This is a genomic window from Paraburkholderia caballeronis (genome assembly GCF_900104845.1).
GTDB classification, from domain to species: Bacteria; Pseudomonadota; Gammaproteobacteria; order Burkholderiales; family Burkholderiaceae; genus Paraburkholderia; species Paraburkholderia caballeronis.
The window spans coordinates 1,021,316-1,043,821 of sequence record NZ_FNSR01000003.1; the positions used below are offsets into that span (position 1 = coordinate 1,021,316).

Sequence of the window (22,506 nt, forward strand, 5' to 3'; positions counted from 1 at the left end):
CCGTCGCTTCCGGTCATGCGTCGGGACAGGCCGCCGCGCGCTGCGTTCGGCGCTCGCGCCGCCGCTGCACGACGACCAGCGCCGCCATCACCGCGACGATTGTAAGCGTTGCCGAAATGCGGTCGAGCGCAAAACCGCCGTCTTCGTACGGCTTCGTCAGCGTGTCGCCGAGCGTCGCACCGAGCGGACGCGTGAGCACATATGCGCTCCAGAACAGCACGCCAGCCCAGGTGCGCGGCGCGATCCATCCGATCGCCGCGACGATCGACAGCAGCGACGCGAACACCAGCGCGCCGACTTCGAAACCGAACCCGGCCGACGACGCAACGAAGTCGCCCAGCGCGGTGCCCAGCGTATTCGCGACGACGATCGCTACCCAGTAGAACACCTCGTCGCGCCGATCGGCGATGCGCTCGTATTCGATGCGGCCGGTCACGAGCCGCCAGACGACGAGCACCGCGATCACGCCGGCCAGCAGCAGCGCGGACGACGTGACGTAACCGAGCCCGAGGGTCCGGTCGATGAAGTCGGACGTCGTCGTGCCGACCGTCGTGGTCGCGACGACCACCGTCCAGTACGTGAGCGGGTGATACCGTGACGCGCGCACCTGCAGCGCGAGCGTCACGACGAAGAACGCGAGAAAGACCAGCGTCGCGACCGCGTAACCGAGGTTCAGCGTCATCGACAACGCGTCGCCGCCGGTTTCGCCGGCGGTGGTCGCGAGAATCTTCACGGCCCAGAACCACGCGGTGACCTGCGGGACCTTGCTCGGCAGCGCATCGTCGTCACGGGCGTCGAAGTATCGTGCGGGTTGTGTCATCGGTCGCTCCTGCGAGAGATCGTCGAACGGCACGGCGCGGCGCCGGATGGGCCGCACGTCGTGGGTTCGATTCGCAGGATGGTGGGGGGCGATGCTTAGGGTTTGCTTAGCCATCCCTCCGGGCAAATCACCAATAGCACGATCGTTCTATTATCTGTATGCTGGCGCGAATCGATGACCCCTCTTCCGGGACCACCCCGCCATGTCGCTGATCCTTTCCCGCCGTGACCTGAACTTCCTGCTGTACGAATGGCTCGACGTCGGGCGCCTGACCGCGATCCCGCGCTACGCGGACCACTCGCGCGAGACCTTCGACGCCGCGCTCGACACCTGCGAAAGAATCGCAACCGACCTGTTCGCGCCGCACAACAAGAAAAACGACCAGCACGAGCCGCAGTTCGACGGCGAGACCGTCACGATCATTCCGGAAGTCAAAACCGCGCTGAAGGCGTTCTGCGACGCCGGCCTGATGGCGGCCGGCCAGGACTATGAACTCGGCGGCATGCAGTTGCCGCTCGTCGTCGAGAAGGCGGGTTTCGCCTGGTTCAAGGGGGCTAACGTCGGCACGAGCGCGTATCCGTTTCTGACGATCGGCAACGCGAACCTGCTGCTCGCGCACGGCAGCGCCGCGCAGATCGACGCATTCGTCAAACCCGAACTGGAGGGCCGCTTCTTCGGGACCATGTGCCTGTCCGAACCGCAGGCCGGGTCGTCGCTGTCCGACGTCGCGACGCGCGCCGACTTCGAATGCGACTCGCCGCTCGGCGGACAGTACCGGCTGCGCGGCAACAAAATGTGGATCTCGGGCGGCGAGCACGAACTGTCGGAGAACATCGTGCATCTGGTCCTCGCGAAGATTCCCGGCCCGGACGGAAAACTGATTCCGGGCGTCAAGGGAATCTCGCTGTTCGTGGTGCCGAAATACCTGGCGAACGCGGACGGCTCGCGCGGCGAGCACAACGACGTCGTGCTCGCCGGACTCAATCACAAGATGGGTTATCGCGGCACGACGAACTGCCTGCTGAACTTCGGCGAAGGCACGAAATACACGCCGGGCGGCCGCGCGGGCGCGATCGGCTATCTGGTCGGCGAGCCGCACCGCGGGCTCGCGGCGATGTTCCACATGATGAACGAGGCGCGCATCGGCGTCGGCCTCGGCGCGACGATGCTCGGCTACACCGGTTATCTGCACGCGCTCGACTACGCGCGCAACCGTCCGCAGGGCCGGCCGGTCGGCGCGGCCGGCAAGGACCCGGCGTCGGTCCAGGTGCGGCTGGTCGAGCACGCGGACGTGCGCCGGATGCTGCTCGCGCAGAAGAGTTATGTCGAAGGCGCGCTGGCGCTGAACCTGTATTGCGCGAAGCTCGTCGACGAGTCGCGCGCGCCCGGCGACGCCGATGCGCAGCACGCGTTGACGCTGCTGCTCGATCTGCTGACGCCGATCGCGAAAAGCTGGCCGTCGCAGTGGTGTCTCGCGGCGAACGATCTCGCGATCCAGGTGCACGGCGGCTACGGCTACACGCGCGAATACAACGTCGAGCAGTTCTATCGCGACAACCGGCTGAACCCGATCCACGAGGGCACGCACGGCATCCAGGGACTCGACCTGCTCGGCCGCAAGGTGCTGGTCGAGGACGGCGCGGCGCTGCGGCTGCTGGCCGGACGCATCCAGGCGACGATCGACCGCGCGCGCGCGCTCGACGACGCCGCGCAGCAAACGCAGGCCCAGGCGCTCGCCCAGGCGGTGCGGCGGCTCGCGGACGTGACGCGCCGGCTGTGGTCCGCCGACGACCCGGCGGTGACGCTCGCGAACGCGTCCGTGTATCTGGAAGCGTTCGGGCACGTCGTGCTCGCATGGATCTGGCTCGAACAGGCGCTTGCCGCCCTCGCGGTGCTGCCGGCCGCGAGCGACACGGACGCCGATTTCTATCGCGGCAAACTCGCCGCCGCGCAGTATTTCTTCGCGTGGGAGTTGCCGAAGACCGCGCAGCAGTTCGATCTGCTTGCATCGCTCGACAGGACCACGCTGGAGATGCGGGATCAGTGGTTCTAGACGCACCATGCTGGCGGCGTTACGGTTACGTGGTCGCCGGCGCAGACCGGATGATCCGTCGGATGCGGAAGCCCCTTAACGCAAACTCACGGCAAAAATCCGGCAGGTCAGTAGTGGGACACGAATTGATCGAGACGCTTGATCAGTTGCCTGACCGAGCCGAACGAGCCGCGACGTATGGCCTTGCCGGCGATCAACGCAAAGAAGCGTTCCACCTGGTTAAGCCACGAACTACAAGCGGGGATGAAATGCATGCGCCACCGAGGCCGCGCGGCCAGCCATGCCTTGACTTTGGGATGCTTGTGGGCACTGTAGTTGTCAACGATGCAGTGCACGTCGAGAGCTTCCGGGACCGCCTTGTCGATCTCACGCAGGAACGACGGAAACTTCTGATGTCGGTGACGCGGCTTGCAGGTGGCCAGCACCGCGCCGTTGACCACGTTCAGGGCCGCAAACAGCGTGGTGGTGCCGTGGGCATGCGTTCATCGATGAGCCGTCGCGGCGATTGTTAGGATAATGCGCCGACCGAAAGCCTGTGGGGTTCGCTGAAGGTCGCACGACTGCACGGTCGGCACTTCGCGACGCGGCGTGCCGCGATGGATGAAATCATCGACTGGCTTGGCTTCTACAATGCCCGCCGACTGCATTCGACATTGAACTACGTCAGCCCCATGACGTTCGAGAAGAATTGGGCCGCCGCTCAGCGAGGGCGAGCGGCCTGATGGCTTCAGCTATGGGATAACTGGCGTCTGGATGCGAGGCCACCCGTCCGGTGTAACGAACAGTCTTGCGATTTTCACTGTGCCGGACGCGTCTTCTGTGCGTCGCCCGCGGCAACAAGATCATTGCCCACCAGTTCAAGCTTCAGCGGATCATCTGGCGACAGGCTCTTCTTCGGAAACACCCGGCGCCATGTGGTGGCACCGGTCGGATCCCGGAAGAACGCCACCACCGCAACATACTGCGTATCGGTCTTCATCGGCTGGGTGACGTTCACCGCGCCCCCCGGCGTCACGATGACACTGGTCATATCCTGAAGATCCTGGCCAAGCACCGTGCGGTCATTGTCCAGAAGATCGTAGTACGACGCAGCATCCAGACCCTTCCAGTCCTTGAGCTGGTAGATCCGCACGGCAACCGAGAACGGCTGGGTGCCCGAGGTACTGTTCAGTGCCGGGCGCGCGCTCAGGTCGATATTGAGCGTCTTGACCGTCTTGTGGAACACCGCGTTGTACGCGTTTGCCGTACCGTCCGACACGGATTGCCACGCGCCACACGCCGACAGGATGAGGCACAGACCCGCTGTGGCCATTACAGGAAATATCCGCACGGTTCCTCCGTGATTCATGGGTTCAGTGAGTTGTAGCGGCCCAGATTGATCGTGACCGTCTGGTTTGCCGCAGGAGTGAGTAGTGCGGTCCAGGCCAGCCGCGGCCGATGCACACCAGCTGGCGCGGCACCGCCTGTCAGGGTAAGGGTAGGCGCAGCGGTTGCAGGAATCTCCATGCGCAATATTGCGTCGGACCTGTTGCCGAGATAGAGGCCGACCAGACGCATCAGATCCTCATGGAATACCTCGCCCGGTAGTAGCGCATGCGCCTGGGTGTTATCGAGCGGCCGGATCGTCACGAGAATCGCCTGCGAGCGATCCAGTACGCGGGAGCCGAGCACATGGCCATCACCCAGGCCGCTCAAAGGAGGACCGTTGGCACGTCGGGCGCGCCGTCCCGCAGTCAGCCCCTGCTGCTGGCCGGCTGGCGTCCACTGCGGGTAGAACTCGCGCACCGTGACCTTCGCGCCATCGAGCAGATGCGTTACAACGCCCTCCAAGCCTTCGGCCGGGCGCGTGCGCTGCATGAAGAGCCCGACCAGAGCCAGAAGTCGCGACGGCGCCAAGCCGGATTTGCCGGCCGGATCCCCGATACCCAGTCCTGCCAGCGACAGGAGATATTTCGAGATCTCGTCGGTACCGCCCGGGCGGAAATTGACCGGGTAGTGATACTTGAGCCAGGCCCGGTAAAGCAGCGTGACGATGCGATGGTTGAAGATGTCGAGAAAGGCCGTCACCTTCTCGTGCCCTTCCTTGCGCAGCACGATGTCGTCGATCAGGTGCGGCGGCATCGCCGCATCCACGCCGTAGAGGCCAAGGAAAGTGGTCTGCACCAACGGCAGCGCATCCTCGTCCTCCTCGTCGAACGCCACACCCGCAACTTCGGATCCCGGAAACCCAACCCTTGCGCGCGGCTGAAAGCGCACCGGCTCATGCTCGGGTGTGTCCTGGGTTCCGAAGCCGGGTTTGTCAGGCGTCTGCAATTCGAGCAAGCGCAGCAGCTGGAACACATTCATCTGCGGCGCCGCGGACAGCAGTGCGCGGACAAACGGCGCGAGCTTTGGCCGACGGATCCGCATGGTATTCATCCCGCTCATAGCGGCGACCTGTCCGACTTGCTCGCCGGCCACTCGATGCGCTCCTGCGAGGGGAGGCTGACGATCACGAGCTGCGTGAAGTGATTCACGTCGGCATAGAGTTCGAAGAAGCGGTGCAACATCTCGCCGAAGAGCATCATGTCACCCTCGCCGGCAAACGCGTGGCTGTCGAGCGTCACCTCGATCAGCGTGCCCCGCTCCACGGCGCCCTGCATCACCTTGCGCAGGCCCTTGCGGATGACCTTCTGGATGCCGTCGAGGCGTCGCCGGTTCATCTCGCCATTGGTCCAGTCGTACAGCGCGAGTGTGCCACGCAGGATTTCCGCGTCGAGCTGCGACAGGTAGTTCGGGGCGAGATGGGAAAGAATGCGCCATTGATAGCGGTCACCCGTCGGCGGATGTAGCGGCAGCGTGGGCGACACGAGATTGCGAACGCGTGCGACGTTCGAGATCCCCTTGCCCATCTCGTTGATGCCGGCTTCACGCAGGCTCTTGCGGGGCAGCATGCCGTTCGTGCCCGTGACGCGCAGCGACAGCGTTTCGCGCGGCAGCGCCTCGGCGTTCTCCCACGCCTGGCCGCCAAGCACCAGCCACGTTTCGTAGAGCCCCTTTACGCCCTGCTGGACACGCGTGTGGTAGTAGCGCTCAGGCGCCTCGTGCCGGAGCATGCCGCCCCGGTGCTTGAAACTTGAGAACGGCACATAATCGACACGGTCACCGGTCAGGTGGTCATGCGCGTCGACCGCATCAACCGAGTACGTTTCGACGTGCTCGCCGTGGCGCAGCCGTGGCCGCACGACATAGGACGTCGCGTGATGGTCAACGCGGATCGGCTCGGCGTCCATGCGGAAAAGGTTGATGATCGGCGTGCAGAACAACCGGATGTTCTTTTCCGAAAAACGCAGCTCGGACGGATAGGTTTGATTCAGCACCACCTCGACTTCGAACTCGGTCACGCTCGGCGCGAGCGCGGCGAGATCGATGCCGTGGAGGTCAAGGAAAAGGAACTTCTCGGTGAAGCTGAAGTATTCGAGGAGGAGCTGATAGCCGCCAAAGGAATTATCGGCCTTGGGCCACAGGCGCTCGTCGGCGCCGAATCCGGCCGTCGCGAAGTAAGCGTCCGGCAACGAACGCGGTTCGCCATCGCGCACGGAAGGAAGGCGCAACAGGATGTCGTCGACATGACGGGTCAGTGCCAGGTGCAGGGCCGTGGCCACCGGCCGGTCGGCGTTCAGATAGAGTCGCAGATGCGAAACGCTAAGCGTGTTCTGTCGCGACTGTGCTTCGATCTGGAACGTCAGTCGAATGGTCGAGCGCCCGTCTTCCCGCATGCCCGCACTGGCCGACTTCAACTGCAGCGGCAGCAGGTCCACTGGCCACGTCGTGCGGTAGGTGCACCGGGTGCCGTCCGGGCCAATCGGATCGGAGCGCACCTCGATATCCGCCGGAATCGTCTCGCGCTTCTGCAGCGTGCCAAAGTCGGGGACGAGCTCGAGGATGGAGAGCGAAGGAAGCGTGCGCAGATAGTGTGGCCAGAGCAGGCTCACCAGTGCCTCGGTGATCTCCGGCAGTTCGTCATCGAGTTTCTGGCGCAGGCGCCCGATCATAAAGGCGAAGCCTTCGAACAGGCGTTCGACGTAGGGGTCGCGCTCGCCCACGCGATCGAGATTGAGCATCCGTGCGCGATCCGGATTCGCTTTCGCAAACTCCCGACCGGCCTCGGTCAGATAGCGCATCTCGGATTCGTAATAGCGCAGCGTGGAATCGTCGTCCATGCAATTTTTCCTGGGTATCTTTTTACAGAACGGCGATGGCCCGGGCGGGATCGAGGACGGTCATTTCGTGGCCGAGCTTTTCGATCTGGCGGGTGATGGCCGGCTTGTCGGCATCCTTGCGGTTCATGGATGCCTTGAGCGTCTTGAGCAGCTGGTGCTTGACCTTGAACGTCAGCGATGGCTCCCATCCGGCGAGCCGGAACTGAGGGCCACCGGCGTCCAGCTCGGCCAGCAGGCGAAGGCAGATATCCGGTCGGCTGGCATTGTCTGCGACGCGCGCCATGACCCAGCGCTGCAGGTAGCGTTGGCGATCCGTGCGGATTCCGGGCAACCCGTCAATCCACGCAAAGGCAGCTTCAATGCCCTCTGACTGCGCAAGCTCGCGCGCCTGTGCTTCCATTATTTCCTGCCAGTTTGCGACAGCACCATCTTCGTCATCGGTGGATACCGGCAACTCGGCGAGCGCCTCGCCCTGGTCAAGATTGCGGACGACCGCATTACCAGCGATCCATTCGAGCGTCGCATCGTCAGCGAATGGCGTACCGTCATTGAAGGCGAGCCGCTGGATGCCTGGCATGCGCTCGAGGAAGAGTGCGAAGTCGGTCTTCAGGATGTCCCGCGATTCCGTGTATGGCGATCCGGCGTGATCGAGCGCGACGTGCTGGTAGTACTGCAGGTCCGGCCACAGATGGTTGACGCCTTCCATGTAGCCGCCTTCGACGCGTTCGAGGAGTTCTGGCCACTGCTTCTGCAGGACGAGCCGTTTGAACTGCTGGCGCAACTCGGCGCGTGGTGGTGCGAGGCGCGTGTGCCCCTTCGGATCGGCCGGCGGCACCTCATGAACGGTATCCGAGCGCATGCAGCGCACGAGACGCGCTGCAGGCAGATAGCCATGCTCCTCATCGCGCAGATATTTCGCCAGCACGCGGGTGTACTCGAGCGCGTCACGCGTCGAGGCGATTGTCGTGACGCCAGTGGGAAGCGAGCCCGATCCGCCCGGCATCGCCGTTGAACTGTCCGTCACCGGCCGCACGACGTCTTCGCCGCCTTCGAAACGGGAAACCAGCGCCTGGAGGTTCGGGTGGGCCGCCTCTGGCCAGTCTGCAGTTTTACCGATCAGCAGGTTCAATGCCGCCGTCGCCCGCTCGAGCTCCGCGGGTGCGAACTCGCCGTGGCGGTCAAGCTGTTCCAGTACGCGTGCCGTCGCCACCCATTCGATCGCCAAACGCTTCGCTTCGTCACGGCCAGGCAACAGAGCATGTCCAAAACGATCGACGAGCGCAACAAGAAGCTCGATACCGTCGGCAAGGCCTGCCGCACCATCCTGACGGGCCCGTGCAAACGCAAAATAGCCCGCGAGACGCAAATCTTTGCCGACCTCGCAGAGCATCTGCTGGCAGGACTGGACAATCAGCACGTCGTCAATATCGGAGAGCTTGCCGATCTCCTCTTTGACTGCAATGAAGGCGTCGTCGTATCCGGGGTCGCAGCCCACGCCCTTCCCGTCAGCAAATGACAGTGGCTTGAGCCAGTCTTCCCACGCACTGAACCGCTCGCGCGCGCGATCATCCGGGTTGCGCGCGCCGAAGAGCTGCTTGATGAAACTTGCAAACATGGTCATTCAGAATCCGGCACCGTGCCATGGGGAAGTGAAATCGCGGCATGGCGAGCCGCCGCAACGGCCGACGCTGGCAGAGGGGGCGGTCCCGCGTTCTTCATCACTCCCACCCCCGATGCGGCCGCCGGCAGGAAGATTTTCGTTGGCATCGAGAAGCCGCGAAGGGCGAGCAGTTCCAGCGGACCCTTGCCCGAGTCGGTACGCATCACGTAGGTGAGCGGATGCGTCACGTTCTTCGGCACCGTCGTCTCAGGGGCCTTCGTCGTCAGCGTTGTGGGGTCGCTGGCCATCGTGGGCGCTGAGGCCGCAACCGGACCTGAGGCATCGGCTGCGGCTGCCACGGTGGTTGGCACCGGACCGGGCATGGCCATCCAGGTCAGCTTGTATCGCGTATCCGAGAGCGGTTCGACGTTGGCCGACGCCAGCATCCGCACGAACGCCCAGCGCCCCTGCTTCTCGAAACCCTTGTTGAGTCCCGACTGCACGGTCTGCCATTCCAGTCGTGTTCCGGTGACGAGCAGGTCATTGCCCGGCCAGACGAACGGCTGCCAGCGATCGGCCGAATTCAGGTATTTCATCGTCTGACCATCGACGGTGATCTGTGTCTCGGTCACGTCGGCACCCGGTTGCGGCATCAGGTCGAAGCGGTACTGCGCGGCACCCGAAGCGAGCATATGCGACGCAATGCCCTGCAGCACATTGATCGCCTTCAGGAAGGCCGGATCGAACCGCAGTCCCGTGGCTGCACTGCCCGGGACCCATTGATCGCCGTGCAGTTCGAGCGCGCCGGCGAGCTGCTGGTTGATGAACGCGGGAACGAGGCCGGTTTGATCGCGCAGGAAACGCACGAGCTCCGGAAACGACGCGTCGTCATCGCTCGACGCAAACGGGTAGCGGCCCTGGAACGCACGCGTCCATGGTTCGACGATGGTTTGTCGCCATGCGTCGTTCAGGCTTGCCTGAGCCGGTTGCATAACCGCCTGCATCGCCTGGTCGACAGGACGCAGGAAGAGTGCATCCCCAAGGCCGGACCACTGTTCGCCAAGGCTTGCTGCAACGAGGCTTGCATAGGTGCGGGTGTCGGACAGTTCGGAACTCTTGCCCTGGAATTGTGCCTGTGCGACCCGCTTCGCCTGGTCATCCATGCTGCCGCTGTTGGTCATGGCCTCGATTTTCAGACGCAGCGTGGTCACCGCGTCGAGGTAGCGCTGCAGGCTGAGATTCGAGTCAGCAGCCTTGCCTTGCGGCTGGGCAGCGCTCACAAGACGCAGGACAGGCCCGAAGGACGCATCCAGCGGAGCTGCCGGAATGACGGCCTGCGCGGCGCCTTCCACTGCTCCAGCGTAGGCACGGCCCCCCATCAGGCTTTGGGCTTTTGCGACGAGCGTATCGGAGAGAGACGTAATGTTCTCCCCCGCGCGCCCCTGATACTCGAATGCCTTCATCAAGGCGATCATGGGCGACTGGCGGGAATCGGCGAAGAGGCGCAACTGCTCGGCAATCGCAGGCAATGTAGGTGCGCTAACCCACTGGATCGAATTGGCGAACGCCTGCCACTGTCTGCCGTATTCGTCGAAGTACATGTCGCGCAGCGCCTTGCGGAGCTCATCGACCGGCTGCGCTGGCTGTGTACTTGCGGATGCGTTCAACACCCAGTCGGTCGTCACGTTCTGGCGTTGCGCAGCATCGTCGATGGCTTGCGAGATCTGGCCGTCCCACGCCTGCCTTGTATAGACACCCGGCACCGTGGCGCCCGTGCGGAACAGTCCGCGCGCATCGGTTCCGGCCAGCAGCGTGGCCAGCGTCTGATCGCCGTACTTGCCGGTCGCCGCGTCAATAATCGAGTGATAGATCGTGTCCGTCGAGTTGCTCGTGCCAATCAGCGCGAGCAGTACCTGTCGCGTGTTGTTCACGAGATCGGTTCGGGGCTGGATCGCCCATTCAGGGTGAGCCGGGAGATGCTGTGCAAAGAACGGGAAAAACTGGTGAGCCAGGTCCTGTCGTTCACCAACGCTCAGACCGGCGTTCGTGATCCAGTTCCACGTGAGCTCGGGCACCATTACCTTCGCATCGGCGCGCTTCGGTTCTGCCAGCATCAGGTAGGCGCGAAGTGTCTTGTGCCCGGCGAGCGCCTGCTTGCTGGTTGCATCGTCCGAAACATCCGTACGCATCGTGGCGACATTTCCTAACGACGATTCGAGTCCCTGCTGCGTCGGTGAGACGAGCAGACGCCGACTCGCTGGGGTATAGGCCTGCCAAAGGCCAGCAAGAATCGCCTTGTCGCGGTTCAGGCCGAAGCGTGAATACCACGGCGCGCCGGCCGAAGCACGATATTCGAAGCGCTCGATATCGTGCTGGACATCAAGTAGCGCGTGCAGACCTGAGCGACCATCAGAGGCCGACACTTGCTGTCGGGCTAACTGGTTTGCATAGACCAGTTCACGCGTGTTAGATCCGCCGGAGACGAACATGCCGGCAATCCAGATGCACGCGCATGCGCTGACTATCGACGCGCCGACGGTACTGGGGTGAAAGCCGACCCGGCGTCCTGTAGCTCGCCGACTGGATGCACCGACGTGTTGCCACAGTGCAGATGGGACATCATCGTAGGACGGTGCTGCTTTACGCACTGGATCCGCGGGTACAAACCACGTGCCTCTAACTTCGAGTGGCAGTCGATGTGTTGACGCGAGACCAGAGACGAACCGCGCGAGCGGCGCTGACCATGTCTCAAGGTTCCTGGAAAGGTCTGCGAAATACCTGTTCCGCTTGTTCTCGCTAAGGGCTTTCGTACCCGACACAGCGAGACGATCGCCAAGGACAGAGAGCGCATCAGCCGTCGTAGCATCATCCTCCCGCCGAGATAGAGAGCAACCGACAACAGCATCGGCATCGCGTCCCGTAGCGGCCAGGCCGGTGTCAGTCACGATATGCACGGGCGCGGACCAGTGAAGTCCCAGTGCGATTTGCGAAAGCACCGGTCTCCCAGCGAGCACGGCCCGCTGCGCAGTTAGCATGTCGCTCATGGCATCATTGAACAGTACAACACCATCGATCGGGCGGCGCCGCCTGAGCTTTGCGAGTTGCCGGAGCCAGTCGCTGTCCGGCTGGCCGCTCGCATTAACCGGGCAATGCAGCAGCACCGTGTCACCCTCGACGTGCCAGTCCTGCGTCGCAAGATTCGAAATATGTGCGGCAACAGACCGGGCCGGTCCGACGAGAAGCAGCCACGATTCCCGATACTTCCAGAAGAAGCCGTGCTTCAAACGCAATCGCTGTGTGAGATCGGCGAGCGTCATCGGTTGCTGTGTCAGCTCTCCTTCGTCCATTCGCGTTGCACTCGCGAGGTCTGGCGCCTCGCTCGACGTGGCGCCGTTCGTGTCAGCCGACAATCGATTCGCGATGAGATAGCCGACCACCGCGATCAACATGACGCAGAGAAAGCCCAGCTCTACGGTCAGCAACTGATTGTCACTCCAGCCGAGTTGCCTTCCAGCGATCCAGAAGATGCCGGCAGTACAGAGCAGAGCGACAAAGAACCACACCAACACTCGTAAAGATAGATTCTTACGTTGAGTCGTACTCATGGTGCCACCTGCCACGACGTCGCGGACGTCACATACATCGTGAAAATATTTTGCTTTCTTGAAATTGACATTGTCTTCATGCGTCGGTGGGCAGGCGACCGCCGGCGTCCTGAAGGTCACGCTCTGCTCTTGTCTGCACGATCAATGGGTGAATGAACATCAGCAAAATGGCAAGTAATCCCGCTGCGCCGATTCCGCCAAGAGTCCAGGCGAAGGCGTTCGCAGGACTGGCAATGGCTGCGAGCAGCGCAGCTACCCATGGCGACATGCACACGAGAACTGCGGCCGCACCGAGATTGCGGCTTACTTCGCCGGGGGCTTCCAGTGCCCCAGATCCTCCGGCTAGTGCCGCAACAGCGAGACGTACCGAGTTCGCTTCGCGGAGCGCTATCAGTTGCGCACCCTGCCCGTAACCTGTGAGTTCGGTGACAAGTGCCAGCGAGATCCACGGACTGATTGGCCCTACTGGTCCGATACAGTCGTCCAGATTAATCAGGCCGTTGGCCCCGCCCTTGAGCGCTAGTCCACTGTCAGTAATCGCCTGAGTGAGGGCATATTTTTCGGGCTTCCCCAAGCCACAGCTCCAGCCCATGCGCAGCTTCGCAAGTTCTACAGCGCCAGCATCGCCGAGCTGGCGCAGATCAGCCGCCATGGACTCAATCGCGGTCGGCATTGATCGGAAAAGACGTACCGGCGTGGCACCCGGGCGACGAGCCGACATAATGGGCTCAAAAAGAAGTCCGACGGCAGTTTCGGTAAACTGCTGCGCCTCTTCACTGGCGTCGTGAAGTTGTGTACAAAGCAGAAGCACTGCACGGCGTTGTTGCCGAACGTAACGTTCGACGTCAAGCCACGACACGTCCGGTACTACTTCTACCTGGGCATGAGGAAGAATCAAGCTCGAACGCCAGTGCCGGTTAACTGCATCTCCAAGACCCTCTGACTCGTCACTTCTCCCGCACCATACGACCACCCGCAGAACTTGGCGAGAGCCCATCTGATCGAGCGTCGGCTTGAGGTCATCGAGCAGCCGTGTGATCACGATTTCGGTACGACTCGCGTGCAAATCCGCATCGAACCCCTGGAGCGTTTTTACCTCTAATTTGTTCGATGGGGCATTGCCTGCAAGGCCAGCAATCCGCTCCGCTAGTTCCAGCTCCGGCGTGAGCGTTGTGAATGCCGTAATCGCCACGTTTGCCCTCGCCCAACGACGCCACGCGAGATCGATCACGAGGCTTCTCACACTCCAGAACGCCCAATAAAGTGCATCCATCAAATACCAATGAAAGATGACGGCCACCAAAACGACGACAGCTACCGTCGGTGCGCCAACAATACATGCCCAAAACCGCGGATTTCGGGCGGTTCCACTCGCAGACGGCCATAGAAGTAACGTCAGTACGGCACCGACAAGAAAACAAAAAACACAGAGCCCGATAATCAGCCACCCCGAGGGCGCCTTCGATTCACGGGCTGCTGGTATGCACGGAATTGGCCAACCCATCGGCTAGATCTCGAATTCGTCTGTACTGGCGAGCACCTCAGCGCCGCACGTGGTCTTGCAGCGGTGGACGATCAGGTAGCGTCCGTTCTCGACGTAGCCATCGTTGCCCCCTACCAGTTGGACCCTTCCGTGCTTCGGGCAGTCGACGAAATCGCCGTCAAGTGCCGCAGCAAGATTGTCGATGATGAGGGTTGACGAGGCAGTGACCACTCGCCCGGTGTCCTGCCCATTGTGGGTTGAAAAATCGTTGTATCTGATGGGTGCCTTCTTCATATTTAGAACTCTGGATAAACCCTGGTGTGAGCACGTCAATGAGGATTCTGTATCTCCGCTACCCGGAGATACAGAATCCGGCTTCGCGATTAGTGTCCGACAACAGCGAGAGCATCATGGATGCCCCATCATGAACTCTATCGACACCCGCCTTCGTTTGCCGCTGTGTATGGCTCGATTGTGATGTGTCGGATCCGTATTCAAATCGCTTTCGACCTCGGGTTGTCACGGTCGGCGTGATCGATTGTTAAGGCGGTTTGATTGTCGACAATGTTGACCGCGGTAACGACTCGTCCACGGTTTGTTCTGGAACGTCTGTTCGGAACCGAATGCGACACGACACAATCTTGATGGCCTTTGGTCTGGCTTAACTTTTCAGTTTTTCCCTGATCCGCGCGGCGCAGATAGAACGAAGAAGCACCTCCTCCAACGAGCCCTCCTGCGACACCACCGATAGCAAGCGGCTGTATGAATCCGCCAAGGATCCATGCAAGACCGCCAAAGGGCCCTGATTGATTAGCTTGAACGAGTGACATAACACCTGCTATCACTAGTCCGATTAAGCCGCCCACCGCCATTCCAGGGAGGTACTTCATATGTAATTTCGTGTTCATGGCGCGCTAGCCCTGTTGAGTGGTGACGCTGTCGTGCCTGTCTAGCAATACCGATTCACCACTAACCGTTCACGTCCGAGGCAGGTTTGTGGAGATGCTTATACGCTCGCCAGCCCCAAAAAACAGGCGCTCCGATAGAGTACGCTTCAACTGAATAAATTAGGCCGGGCACACCGGCGAGGCTGGTTTTCGGAGGCACAATACCTACGTTCGGGTCGCACTTCATGTGCGTCCAACCCGTGTAGCCCTTTACCTCGGGCGCCTTCGACTTCATATCCTGGAAACCGGGCTGATCGTAGAGCGTCATGGTCTCGTCGCTTGGCGCCCACGGATAGTCAATGTAGGCTAGCCCCCAATAGTCACCAATCGGCAGCGAGCTTTGCAGCACCCGTCCGTTCTTCGTTTCGATATAGCCACGATCATCGACAACCACAAACTGCTTTACGTCTTCGGGATGAGGACGTTCTTCGCCATACCGGTTCCTGAATCCAATGGCTATTTGCCCGAAGGCTGACTCAAACGTCCTACCACCGTCGCGCGAGATTAGGATGCCGCTCAAATCGTCCAGTGGGATAGCAATGTAGCGTTCCGATGGGTGGATATATGGGAAAAATACGATGCGGTAAAACTGTGGCGCCGCTTCCGTCCGGATACCCTGTTTCGCGTCCACATATGTCAGTGCGCCTTCGCACATCCAGCCCTTCAGTTCCAGCCACCTGTGATCGCCGAACCGGTAAACCACCTGGGTTGGCGGCTCATGAACACGCTGGGCCGCGAGGGCTGGGATCAGTGGAATCGCGGCAATCACTGCGAGCACCGTCAAAATCATTGCCCCACGCTTTTCCCGACCGCGGGTCCACAGTCTGATCGCAAGATATGCAATCAGTCCAGCGCTCCATAACGGAACGAGCCACCATACGACCGAAGAGAGAGGATGTTCCATATCATCCCCTCACATCAGGTTGCGGAAGCGGCCACAGCCCAGATCCGCCTGGCGGAGTCGTCACAGCATTCCACGCTTCAACCATTGCACTTCCCGGCAACGCGTGCAGAATGCTGCCAATGACATCACCGCTAGCGGTCACAACCTCGCTTATGACGTCTTTCGGGAGCTTCGGCGTGCTCATCTGCAATTTGATCAAACGCGGCAAGATCCCGCTGTTGTAATATGTTCTAGCATCCTGGTCCGGATTTCTTCGGTTACGCCAGTCAGCCTGTCGTATTAGGTCCCACCACAGACTTTGATTGTCAAAAGCTACACATAGCCCGATTGCCAGATCGTAGGCCATGCATTTTTCGATCGTTTCGGCATGCAATGTAATCGCCGAGTGCTGACTCCACGGCGCCGTACGCTTCCCAAGTCGTGCGGTCGCTTCATCCGGTGTCTCATATCGTTGAACCAGATATTGGGTTTGCTCCGACGTCGGAATTCCCATGAACCATGCTTTGAGCACCTGATTCTTGTAACCTGCAGCGGCAAGTTGGGCTTGTACCTGTTGAGTGCTTGCCTGCACACCTGACGGGTAGACAATTGAAGATATCGATTCCGCCCCCGTATGAGTATCCACTAGTCTCAATAGCTTTTTCGGGCCTTCCTGCGCAAGGGTGGTGCCTGCTAAATGCTCACCAACATGGTCTGCGTGCTGCGAATCATTCGACAGCGTGCGGAATATATACGGCTCCGGTAATTTAGGCCCGTCGATCGTTCGATTCCTGTCGCGGGACATGAACGTGCCAGCGATAGGGGCTTCTCCCTGACGGCCGAACTGGAACGTTTCCGTTCCTTTGCCAACCGTGTGCCCGTCTGAAAACACTCGTTGAAAAAAATTGGGAGCTTTTGCAGCAATCGCTTGCTTCCCCTCACTATCCACGCCCTGCCAGCCAATACCCTGGATGTTAGGCAGGGAAACGACCCCGTCTTGCGGGCAAAAATAATTGTAGACGTGCCCGAAATTGTCACGTGCGTAGTCTGGATTATCCCAAGCCTTTTTGTTTGCCACTCCTTTGAGCACTATCTGTTCAGCGGACACCTGATTTCTTTTTTCGTACATTAGTGTCGCGAAATTCGCTAGCGTCTTCACCCTCGCGTCGCGCGACTGATGCTTGCCTGGTAGGACGAGTTCAGCGGCAGCGGGATCAAGAGCGTACGGCGAGTTACACATAATCACGCAATCGACTGGCCGCTCGTCAGCCTCTTTTACGAGGAAGTTGGCGAGCATGGAAATTTCAGTCCCTTGACTATGTGCGACGATGTTGATCGTGTCCGGGCCTGCATCCTTTTCCCGACGAATCCGAAGGATCAGACCGGCCAGCCGTTGCGCAGCATGCACGTAATAGATACGGTGCGGATTGGGATACATCGGGCTCGACGTGTCGGTGAACTGTCGCTTCGCCCACGCGATCGCATCATATATGCCACCGTTTGCTGACGGTCCCCACATATCTACCAAATTCGTAGTCGCATTCGCAAATGGTCCCCCCTCCTTGGCCTGCGATTCATCCAGCCAGTTTCCAAGATTGTCCTTGTTTGCATATTTCCCCTGGTTCTCAAGGTAGTACGTGCTGTACGGAAGATCTGGGTTCGAATTGCGCGCGTCAAGTTGCTCCTTATAACGCACCTGGTCTCGATGATATTCTTGGGGGTTAACAGGATGGTAGCCCCAATGGAACGGGATGACCGGTGAGCGTCCTTCCTCCGCAATCCGTGTCAGGCAGTCGGACGAAGAAACAGAGGTGTCGGCATTATCAAGAGTAGGGAGTTTTCCTTCTGGAGTCCACTTTTCCCACTTATGGGGGAAAAGATCGTCGCGACCAAGGCGTTTGTTTAGCCCGTCACAGATATGCTGGTCCACAACTGGAAAGAATTGCCCATCATCGTTGACGCCATGAATGACGATCACAATGCATGGCATAGGAGGTTTAACTGGCACTTTGCAGGTCAGCATCGCGCCACTACCCGACGGCATCGGCATCGCTTCTTGCCCCTGCTTTGAATTTCTCAACGTATTGTTAGGTGTTTTTGTATCAGCCATGGCTTGCTCCCAAAACTTCAATCCGAAGATTTTCGATATCGGCGCGGTTAAACAGCGTGCTTGTGCCGTTAGCGTCAGTGAGCCCTTCCGTCGTTGAGCCGTCGGGCATGTGAAGACGGAAGCGCTGACCGGAGAGCGGTGTCTCCTGATCGCCTTCCGGGTGCAGGAAGAATTTACGTGCGAACGAGCTCTGCTGAAAACTGGGCATTGCGCTCGAAACACTCGCAGCACCAGCCTTCGAAATTGAAGGTGTTTTGACTGTCAAATTACTTGTCCCGCCGACCTCCGGCACACTACCAGCTACCTTGTAGTAGGCGCCACCGCCGCTCGACATCAAAACCTGATCCTGACCCGCGAGAATGACTCGTTTCCCCTTGATGATGACGTCACCACTAGCAGTCATCTCAATGGGGCCGTCTTGCGCCTGAATCTGAACTTTGCCCTTGATGGCAAACAGTAAAACGCCAAGCTTGTGCGCAATAATCGACACGACCTCACCGGCACCGACGATGAACTTCTTTGCGATGCTAAATTCGGCGTTGCCTCCGGCCGTCGACGTGAGATGGCGGCCGCTGGAGAACTGGATGTCCTCCGGTGTTGCGCCAACGATCCCGTGCGGGGCGGACAGCATGATGATTGACTGTTTCAGTTCTTTATAGGCGCTTTCGAGTCGTGTCTGCTGAGACTTGACGTCTACGAGTTCGGCCTGTGCCGCTTGGGCAATCGCGCGCAGTGTAGTCGCATCATCGAGTGCCGCCTGCAGTTGCTTGACGGCTTCCCAGGTATCCAGTTGCTGTCCGTTCGCCCGCGTCTGCTCGTCGCCCGAAATCAGTACGCCTTTGCCACCGCGCACGGCTACATGCTCATCACTGCGCAACTCAGCTCCGCTACCCCGCTTCTCGCGGCTAGCGTTGACCATGTTCCCGAGAGTCAACTGACTCTTGCCACCGCCCTCGGTTGCAATCTTGATATGCTCTTCCCCTTCAAAGTCTTCCATCTGAAGGGTATTATTCGACTGCGTGTGAATAACGTTGCGCGTCATCCAGCGATCGTCGCTTGTGATCACATCCGGATTCACGCTGTCGTGCATCACATGAGCGATATACGGAAAATCTGGATTGCCGTTCTCGAAACCGACTTCGACGCCCGAGCCGTCTAGTGCCGGGAAATGAGTTCCGGTGGTCTTGGGCCCAGCAAAGGACTTTGCGATGCGCATCCAGCAACTCGTCAACCCGCCCGTACGCTGTTCGCGGTCGAAGTCGAACGAGACCATATAGTGGCCGTCCTTGTTGACGTAGCTATATTTGTATCGGTTCGGAGATGTGATACGTCCGCTGATGGTGCCGTGGATTTTGGGCCACGTCTCCTCGAGCAGGGGCATACGGTAGATCAGGTGTGACGGGATCGCCGTATAAGTGTTGTGGTAGGCCTTGTCGCGCGATCCAACGTGTTCAACGCGCGTGATCAGCTGACCGTACTCGGCCTCAGGCAGCGTCCGGTTGGTGAAGCGGAAAACGCGGCCGGGCGCGACACACAAAACGTTACCTTCGCCCGTATAAACGATTTTTTCGCACAGCAGCGCTTCGTGCCGCAACTGGGCTTCCCATTCAGCCTGATCGTCGCTCAGGTGTCCCGCTGCCCAGACATCTGGTGTACCCCACGTGGTCTTGTCGTCCGGCGCGGCGTTGGCTTCCCCATCAATGGGCCGCGGCGCCTTACGGTGGTTGTAGTGGCGTACGGTGACCGCCTGGGCGATCGTCTTTGTGCGGGTCTCGAACTTCTCGACCGACTCGGCACCGGTGCTTTCGAGACCCGAGGCCGGCCTGAAGGGCGCGACGAATGTGTCGCTGCGCTCGTAGTGCGTGAAGTCATCGCCGAAGTGTGTCACTTCGCCGTATTCGCCCTGGCGAATCGCAAACCAGATACCGGAGCGTCGCGCGAGACGGGTAAAAAACTCGAGGTCAGTCTCGTTCCACTGCATCACGAAGTCGCGCTTTGGGTACTCACGACGAAGCGTGAATTCAAAGTCACTCGTGCCGGCGCCGAACCCCTGCTCGCGGAATATCTGCTCGATGATCTCGGGATCAGTCTGCCCCAGGAAGATGCGGCAGCGTTTGACGTTTCTCAGCAACGCGATACGCGATTCGAGTACGGCCTCGTAGGTCGTCTCGTCCTTGCTGCTGGAAAGCTGGTTAAACTCTGTAATGACACCCTGAAACTGCCGGCCGGGGCCCGCTGGCAACGTCACGCCAGCGAGGGTAGGCGGCAGGATTGAAAAGACCGCCGTCTTCGTCAGGATATCGTCTACAGGCAGATCAGCGACCCGGTGGGTCACCTTCATCCTGAAACGCGTGGGCGCACCCGCCTCCTCGACACCGGTAAAATCGACGACATCGAAACCCGGCGCGGACTTGCTGCCGGTGACATCAAGATGATAGGCCTGCAGGCCACCCCTCTTGAGGGATCCAATTGCTTCGTTGACACCCACCTTCGACACTCCCGGAAAGACCTGCTGCCGAATGCACGGGTTCGAACTGCAACCGGTGCGTGGCGGCTGGCAAATGACAAGTGGTTGCCGGCACGCTCATGCGCGCCGGCAACCGATCCTCAGTTCTTGGCTTTGGGCATCTGCGACACCAGCGACAGGCCGATGTCCATACCCTCGATCTGGAAGTGCGGGATGATGAAGAGCTTGACGCGGAAGAAGCCCGGGTTGTCCTCAATATCCTCGACCGAGACCCTGGCCTCGCGCAGCGGGTGCGAAGCCTGAAGCTCGTCACCGGGGTCCTTCATCTCGGTCACGAGCCCCTTGATCCAGTTGTTCAGCTCTAGCTCCAGCACACGCCGGTCCTTGGTCGTGCCGATGTTCTCGCGCTGGATCAGCTTCAGGTAATGCGCGATCCGCGACAGCAGGAAGATGTACGGCAAACGCGCGTTGATGCGGCTGTTGGCCGTCGCCTCCCTGGTCTCGTACAGTGCCGGCTTCTGCGCCGAGTTGGCCGAGAAGAAACACGCGTAGTCGTGGTTCTTGTAAAACGACAGCGGGATGAAACCGAGGTTGGCAAACTCAAATTCGCGCGTCTCCGGAATCAGCACTTCAGTCGGGATCTTCGGCTGAACACCAGTGCCAAGGTCGTAAAGATGAACCGGCAGGTCTTCGACCTTCCCGCCCGCCTGGGGGCCTCGCACCTGGACACACCAGCCGCTATCCATGAAGCTGCGCGCCATGTTCGCCGAGAAGGCGAACGAAGCGTTGACCCACAGGTACTTGTCGTTGTCCGGGCCCTTGACTTTTTCCTGATAGTTGAAGCTGCGCACGGGTGTCGTGTCGGGACCGTACGGCAGACGGCCGAGCACGCGCGGCATCGTCAGACCGATGTAGCGCGCGTCATCGGTATCGCGGAAGCTCTTCCACTTGATGTATTCGGCACGGTCTAAGTAGTTGCCGATATCCTGGATCGCGGCCACTTCTTCCATCGTCTGCTTGTCGAAGAATGCGGGGCCCACCGAACCGATGAACGGCATATGAGCTGCGGCCGCCACCTTCGAGATGTTGCGAAGGAGCGCGATATCCTGCGGCGAGTTCGTGAACTCGTAGTCGGCGATCATCGCGCTGATGGGCTGTCCACCCGGCGTGTCGTACTCTTCGATATAGGTGTGACGGTAGAGACCACTCTGGATAATTTCAGTGCAATCCTCGAAGTCACGCAGGAGGGCTTCCTTCGACAGGTCGAGCATTTCGACGCGTACGTTGCGCCGGAAATCGATGCGATCGATGTTGAACTTCACTCCGCGCCAGCGTGCCTCGACCGCCTGAAACTCGGGGTGATGCATGACTGCGTCGAGCTGTCGGCTGATCTGCTCGTCGAGCTGGCCGATATGGAAGTCGAGCAGCGACTTGTCCAGTCGCTCGACCGGCTTGTCGCCCTTGCCTACCAGTTCGAGGAATGCGCTCATGCCGCGCGCAATACGCTCGCTTGCCGACGATTCGGAAAGCAGGTCGATGTTCAGGAATGCCTCAAGCGGTCGCGCTTCGCGTACCGGCGCGAGATTGATCTTTTCGCACAGCGCCTGATAGACGCTGTTGCTGTCGGCTTCGGGAGCGTGCAGCACGACGCTTTCGCCTGCGCCCGTCTGCTGGGATTCGTTGTGTTCCATGTGATGTCCTGTCGACCGCTTTGCGGCCAGCGAGATTCGTGATGCGGTGAAAGCCTGTTTAGCCTTTGTCTCAGGCATGACCTTCGGGGCGCATTCCCGCCGTCGCGATCTGCGACAGTTCTTCGCGCAGTTGCGCCGTCAACGCCGAATCCTTCTGGATCTTCTCGAATTCACGGCGGAAGGTACCGTTGTCGAGCAGATTGGATTTGAGGTCGCGCAACAGATTACGCATCGCAAGCATGGCTTGCGGTTGTGGGATTTGACGTGCAACCTGTTCGGGCTCAAAATCCTTCATCGAACGGAAGCTCAGATTGACCGGCAACTCGGTACCATCGTCGGCCAGCGTTTTTTCCGCCGCGATCTTCAGTTCGGGATTGAAGTCAGCCAGGGCGCTGTCAAAATTATTCTTGTTGATCGAGACTTTCTTGCGTTCGGCGAGCGAGCCCGTCGCCTTGCCGGCACTGAAGTCCCCTCCCACAAGCAATTTCAGTGGCAGCTTGGTCCTCTTCTGCGCACCGCCTGTGTGCAGGTCGGCAGAAATATTAATTCTGCTTGACGGAATTTCTTTCTGGAAACTGTCAGCCATACCTTTTCCCATAAGTGGTCAATCAAACCACCGTAGCTGGTGCCGTCCGGCAGGCGCAG

The 22,506-nt window shown here is 60.2% G+C and carries 15 protein-coding genes and 2 pseudogenes; 2 read left to right on the top strand and 15 right to left on the bottom strand.

The features are described 5' to 3' along the window. Positions 1–13: 13 nt before the first annotated feature. On the bottom strand, positions 14–820 hold the full coding sequence (locus BLV92_RS31030) for a COG4705 family protein (RefSeq protein WP_090553216.1): 807 nt from the start codon (positions 818–820) through the stop codon (positions 14–16). Positions 821–1,022: 202 nt separating this feature from the next. Here BLV92_RS31030 and BLV92_RS31035 point away from each other — a divergent pair, with 202 nt between their 5' ends. Next, positions 1,023–2,873 carry an acyl-CoA dehydrogenase gene (locus tag BLV92_RS31035; protein ID WP_090553022.1) on the top strand — a complete coding sequence of 617 codons (1,851 nt, stop codon included), beginning with the start codon at positions 1,023–1,025 and terminating at the stop codon, positions 2,871–2,873. 110 nt (positions 2,874–2,983) lie between these two features. Here BLV92_RS31035 and BLV92_RS31040 read toward each other — a convergent pair. Continuing rightward, positions 2,984–3,346, bottom strand: a pseudogene (locus BLV92_RS31040) (IS630 family transposase); the annotation flags it as partial. On the opposite strand from BLV92_RS31040, the pseudogene BLV92_RS31045 reads away from it, so the two are divergent. Beyond that, a pseudogene (locus BLV92_RS31045) lies at positions 3,341–3,595 on the top strand (integrase core domain-containing protein); the annotation flags it as partial. The pseudogenes BLV92_RS31040 and BLV92_RS31045 sit on opposite strands and share 6 nt — an antisense overlap. Positions 3,596–3,669: 74 nt before the next feature. On the opposite strand, the gene tssJ reads toward BLV92_RS31045, so the two are convergent. The 13 genes from tssJ to tssB form a co-directional block, all read right to left on the bottom strand. Then, a complete protein-coding gene (tssJ, locus tag BLV92_RS31050; RefSeq protein ID WP_090553024.1) occupies positions 3,670–4,185 on the bottom strand; it encodes a type VI secretion system lipoprotein TssJ in 516 nt (171 codons plus the stop codon). A 32-nt stretch (positions 4,186–4,217) separates the two neighbouring features. Next, complete coding sequence (gene tssG / locus BLV92_RS31055) at positions 4,218–5,333, bottom strand: type VI secretion system baseplate subunit TssG (RefSeq protein ID WP_090553026.1); 1,116 nt, start codon at positions 5,331–5,333, stop codon at positions 4,218–4,220. Further along, a complete protein-coding gene (gene tssF / locus BLV92_RS31060) occupies positions 5,297–7,075 on the bottom strand; it encodes a type VI secretion system baseplate subunit TssF (protein ID WP_090553027.1) in 1,779 nt (592 codons plus the stop codon). The genes tssG and tssF overlap by 37 nt, the downstream gene beginning before the upstream one ends. Before the next feature lie 22 nt (positions 7,076–7,097). Further along, complete coding sequence (gene tssA, locus BLV92_RS31065; RefSeq protein WP_090553217.1) at positions 7,098–8,690, bottom strand: type VI secretion system protein TssA; 1,593 nt, start codon at positions 8,688–8,690, stop codon at positions 7,098–7,100. Between the two features lie 2 nt (positions 8,691–8,692). Continuing rightward, complete coding sequence (locus BLV92_RS31070; protein ID WP_110332666.1) at positions 8,693–12,400, bottom strand: ImcF-related family protein; 3,708 nt, start codon at positions 12,398–12,400, stop codon at positions 8,693–8,695. Beyond that, complete coding sequence (locus BLV92_RS31920; RefSeq protein ID WP_143040757.1) at positions 12,357–13,511, bottom strand: hypothetical protein; 1,155 nt, start codon at positions 13,509–13,511, stop codon at positions 12,357–12,359. The genes BLV92_RS31070 and BLV92_RS31920 overlap by 44 nt, the downstream gene beginning before the upstream one ends. A gap of 276 nt (positions 13,512–13,787) precedes the next feature. Then, positions 13,788–14,057, bottom strand: coding sequence for a PAAR domain-containing protein (locus tag BLV92_RS31075; protein WP_090553030.1), 270 nt, complete (start codon positions 14,055–14,057; stop codon positions 13,788–13,790). Positions 14,058–14,257: 200 nt separating this feature from the next. Beyond that, positions 14,258–14,671, bottom strand: coding sequence for a hypothetical protein (locus BLV92_RS31925; RefSeq protein ID WP_143040758.1), 414 nt, complete (start codon positions 14,669–14,671; stop codon positions 14,258–14,260). A gap of 61 nt (positions 14,672–14,732) precedes the next feature. Beyond that, positions 14,733–15,614 carry a T6SS immunity protein Tli3 family protein gene (locus tag BLV92_RS31080; RefSeq protein WP_143040759.1) on the bottom strand — a complete coding sequence of 294 codons (882 nt, stop codon included), beginning with the start codon at positions 15,612–15,614 and terminating at the stop codon, positions 14,733–14,735. A 1-nt stretch (position 15,615) separates the two neighbouring features. After that, a complete protein-coding gene (locus tag BLV92_RS31085) occupies positions 15,616–17,703 on the bottom strand; it encodes a T6SS effector phospholipase Tle3 domain-containing protein (RefSeq protein WP_090553033.1) in 2,088 nt (695 codons plus the stop codon). Beyond that, entirely contained in the window at positions 17,696–20,191 is a 2,496-nt protein-coding gene (locus BLV92_RS31090; RefSeq protein ID WP_143040760.1) for a type VI secretion system Vgr family protein, read from the bottom strand. The genes BLV92_RS31085 and BLV92_RS31090 overlap by 8 nt, the downstream gene beginning before the upstream one ends. Positions 20,192–20,310: 119 nt before the next feature. Further along, positions 20,311–21,861, bottom strand: a complete 1,551-nt coding sequence (gene tssC, locus BLV92_RS31095) for a type VI secretion system contractile sheath large subunit (RefSeq protein ID WP_090553036.1) — start codon at positions 21,859–21,861, stop codon at positions 20,311–20,313. Between the two features lie 70 nt (positions 21,862–21,931). Next, a complete protein-coding gene (gene tssB / locus BLV92_RS31100) occupies positions 21,932–22,447 on the bottom strand; it encodes a type VI secretion system contractile sheath small subunit (RefSeq protein WP_090553038.1) in 516 nt (171 codons plus the stop codon). Positions 22,448–22,506: the final 59 nt, after the last annotated feature.

Coding starts and splice junctions, on each gene's coding strand:
- BLV92_RS31030 (WP_090553216.1), bottom strand. CDS start 820: ATGACACAACCCGCACGATACTTCGACGCCCGTGACGACGATGCGCTG.
- BLV92_RS31035 (WP_090553022.1), top strand. CDS start 1,023: ATGTCGCTGATCCTTTCCCGCCGTGACCTGAACTTCCTGCTGTACGAA.
- tssJ (WP_090553024.1), bottom strand. CDS start 4,185: ATGGCCACAGCGGGTCTGTGCCTCATCCTGTCGGCGTGTGGCGCGTGG.
- tssF (WP_090553027.1), bottom strand. CDS start 7,075: ATGGACGACGATTCCACGCTGCGCTATTACGAATCCGAGATGCGCTAT.
- tssA (WP_090553217.1), bottom strand. CDS start 8,690: ATGTTTGCAAGTTTCATCAAGCAGCTCTTCGGCGCGCGCAACCCGGAT.
- BLV92_RS31075 (WP_090553030.1), bottom strand. CDS start 14,057: ATGAAGAAGGCACCCATCAGATACAACGATTTTTCAACCCACAATGGG.
- BLV92_RS31925 (WP_143040758.1), bottom strand. CDS start 14,671: ATGAACACGAAATTACATATGAAGTACCTCCCTGGAATGGCGGTGGGC.
- BLV92_RS31080 (WP_143040759.1), bottom strand. CDS start 15,614: ATGGAACATCCTCTCTCTTCGGTCGTATGGTGGCTCGTTCCGTTATGG.
- BLV92_RS31085 (WP_090553033.1), bottom strand. CDS start 17,703: ATGGCTGATACAAAAACACCTAACAATACGTTGAGAAATTCAAAGCAG.
- tssC (WP_090553036.1), bottom strand. CDS start 21,861: ATGGAACACAACGAATCCCAGCAGACGGGCGCAGGCGAAAGCGTCGTG.
- tssB (WP_090553038.1), bottom strand. CDS start 22,447: ATGGCTGACAGTTTCCAGAAAGAAATTCCGTCAAGCAGAATTAATATT.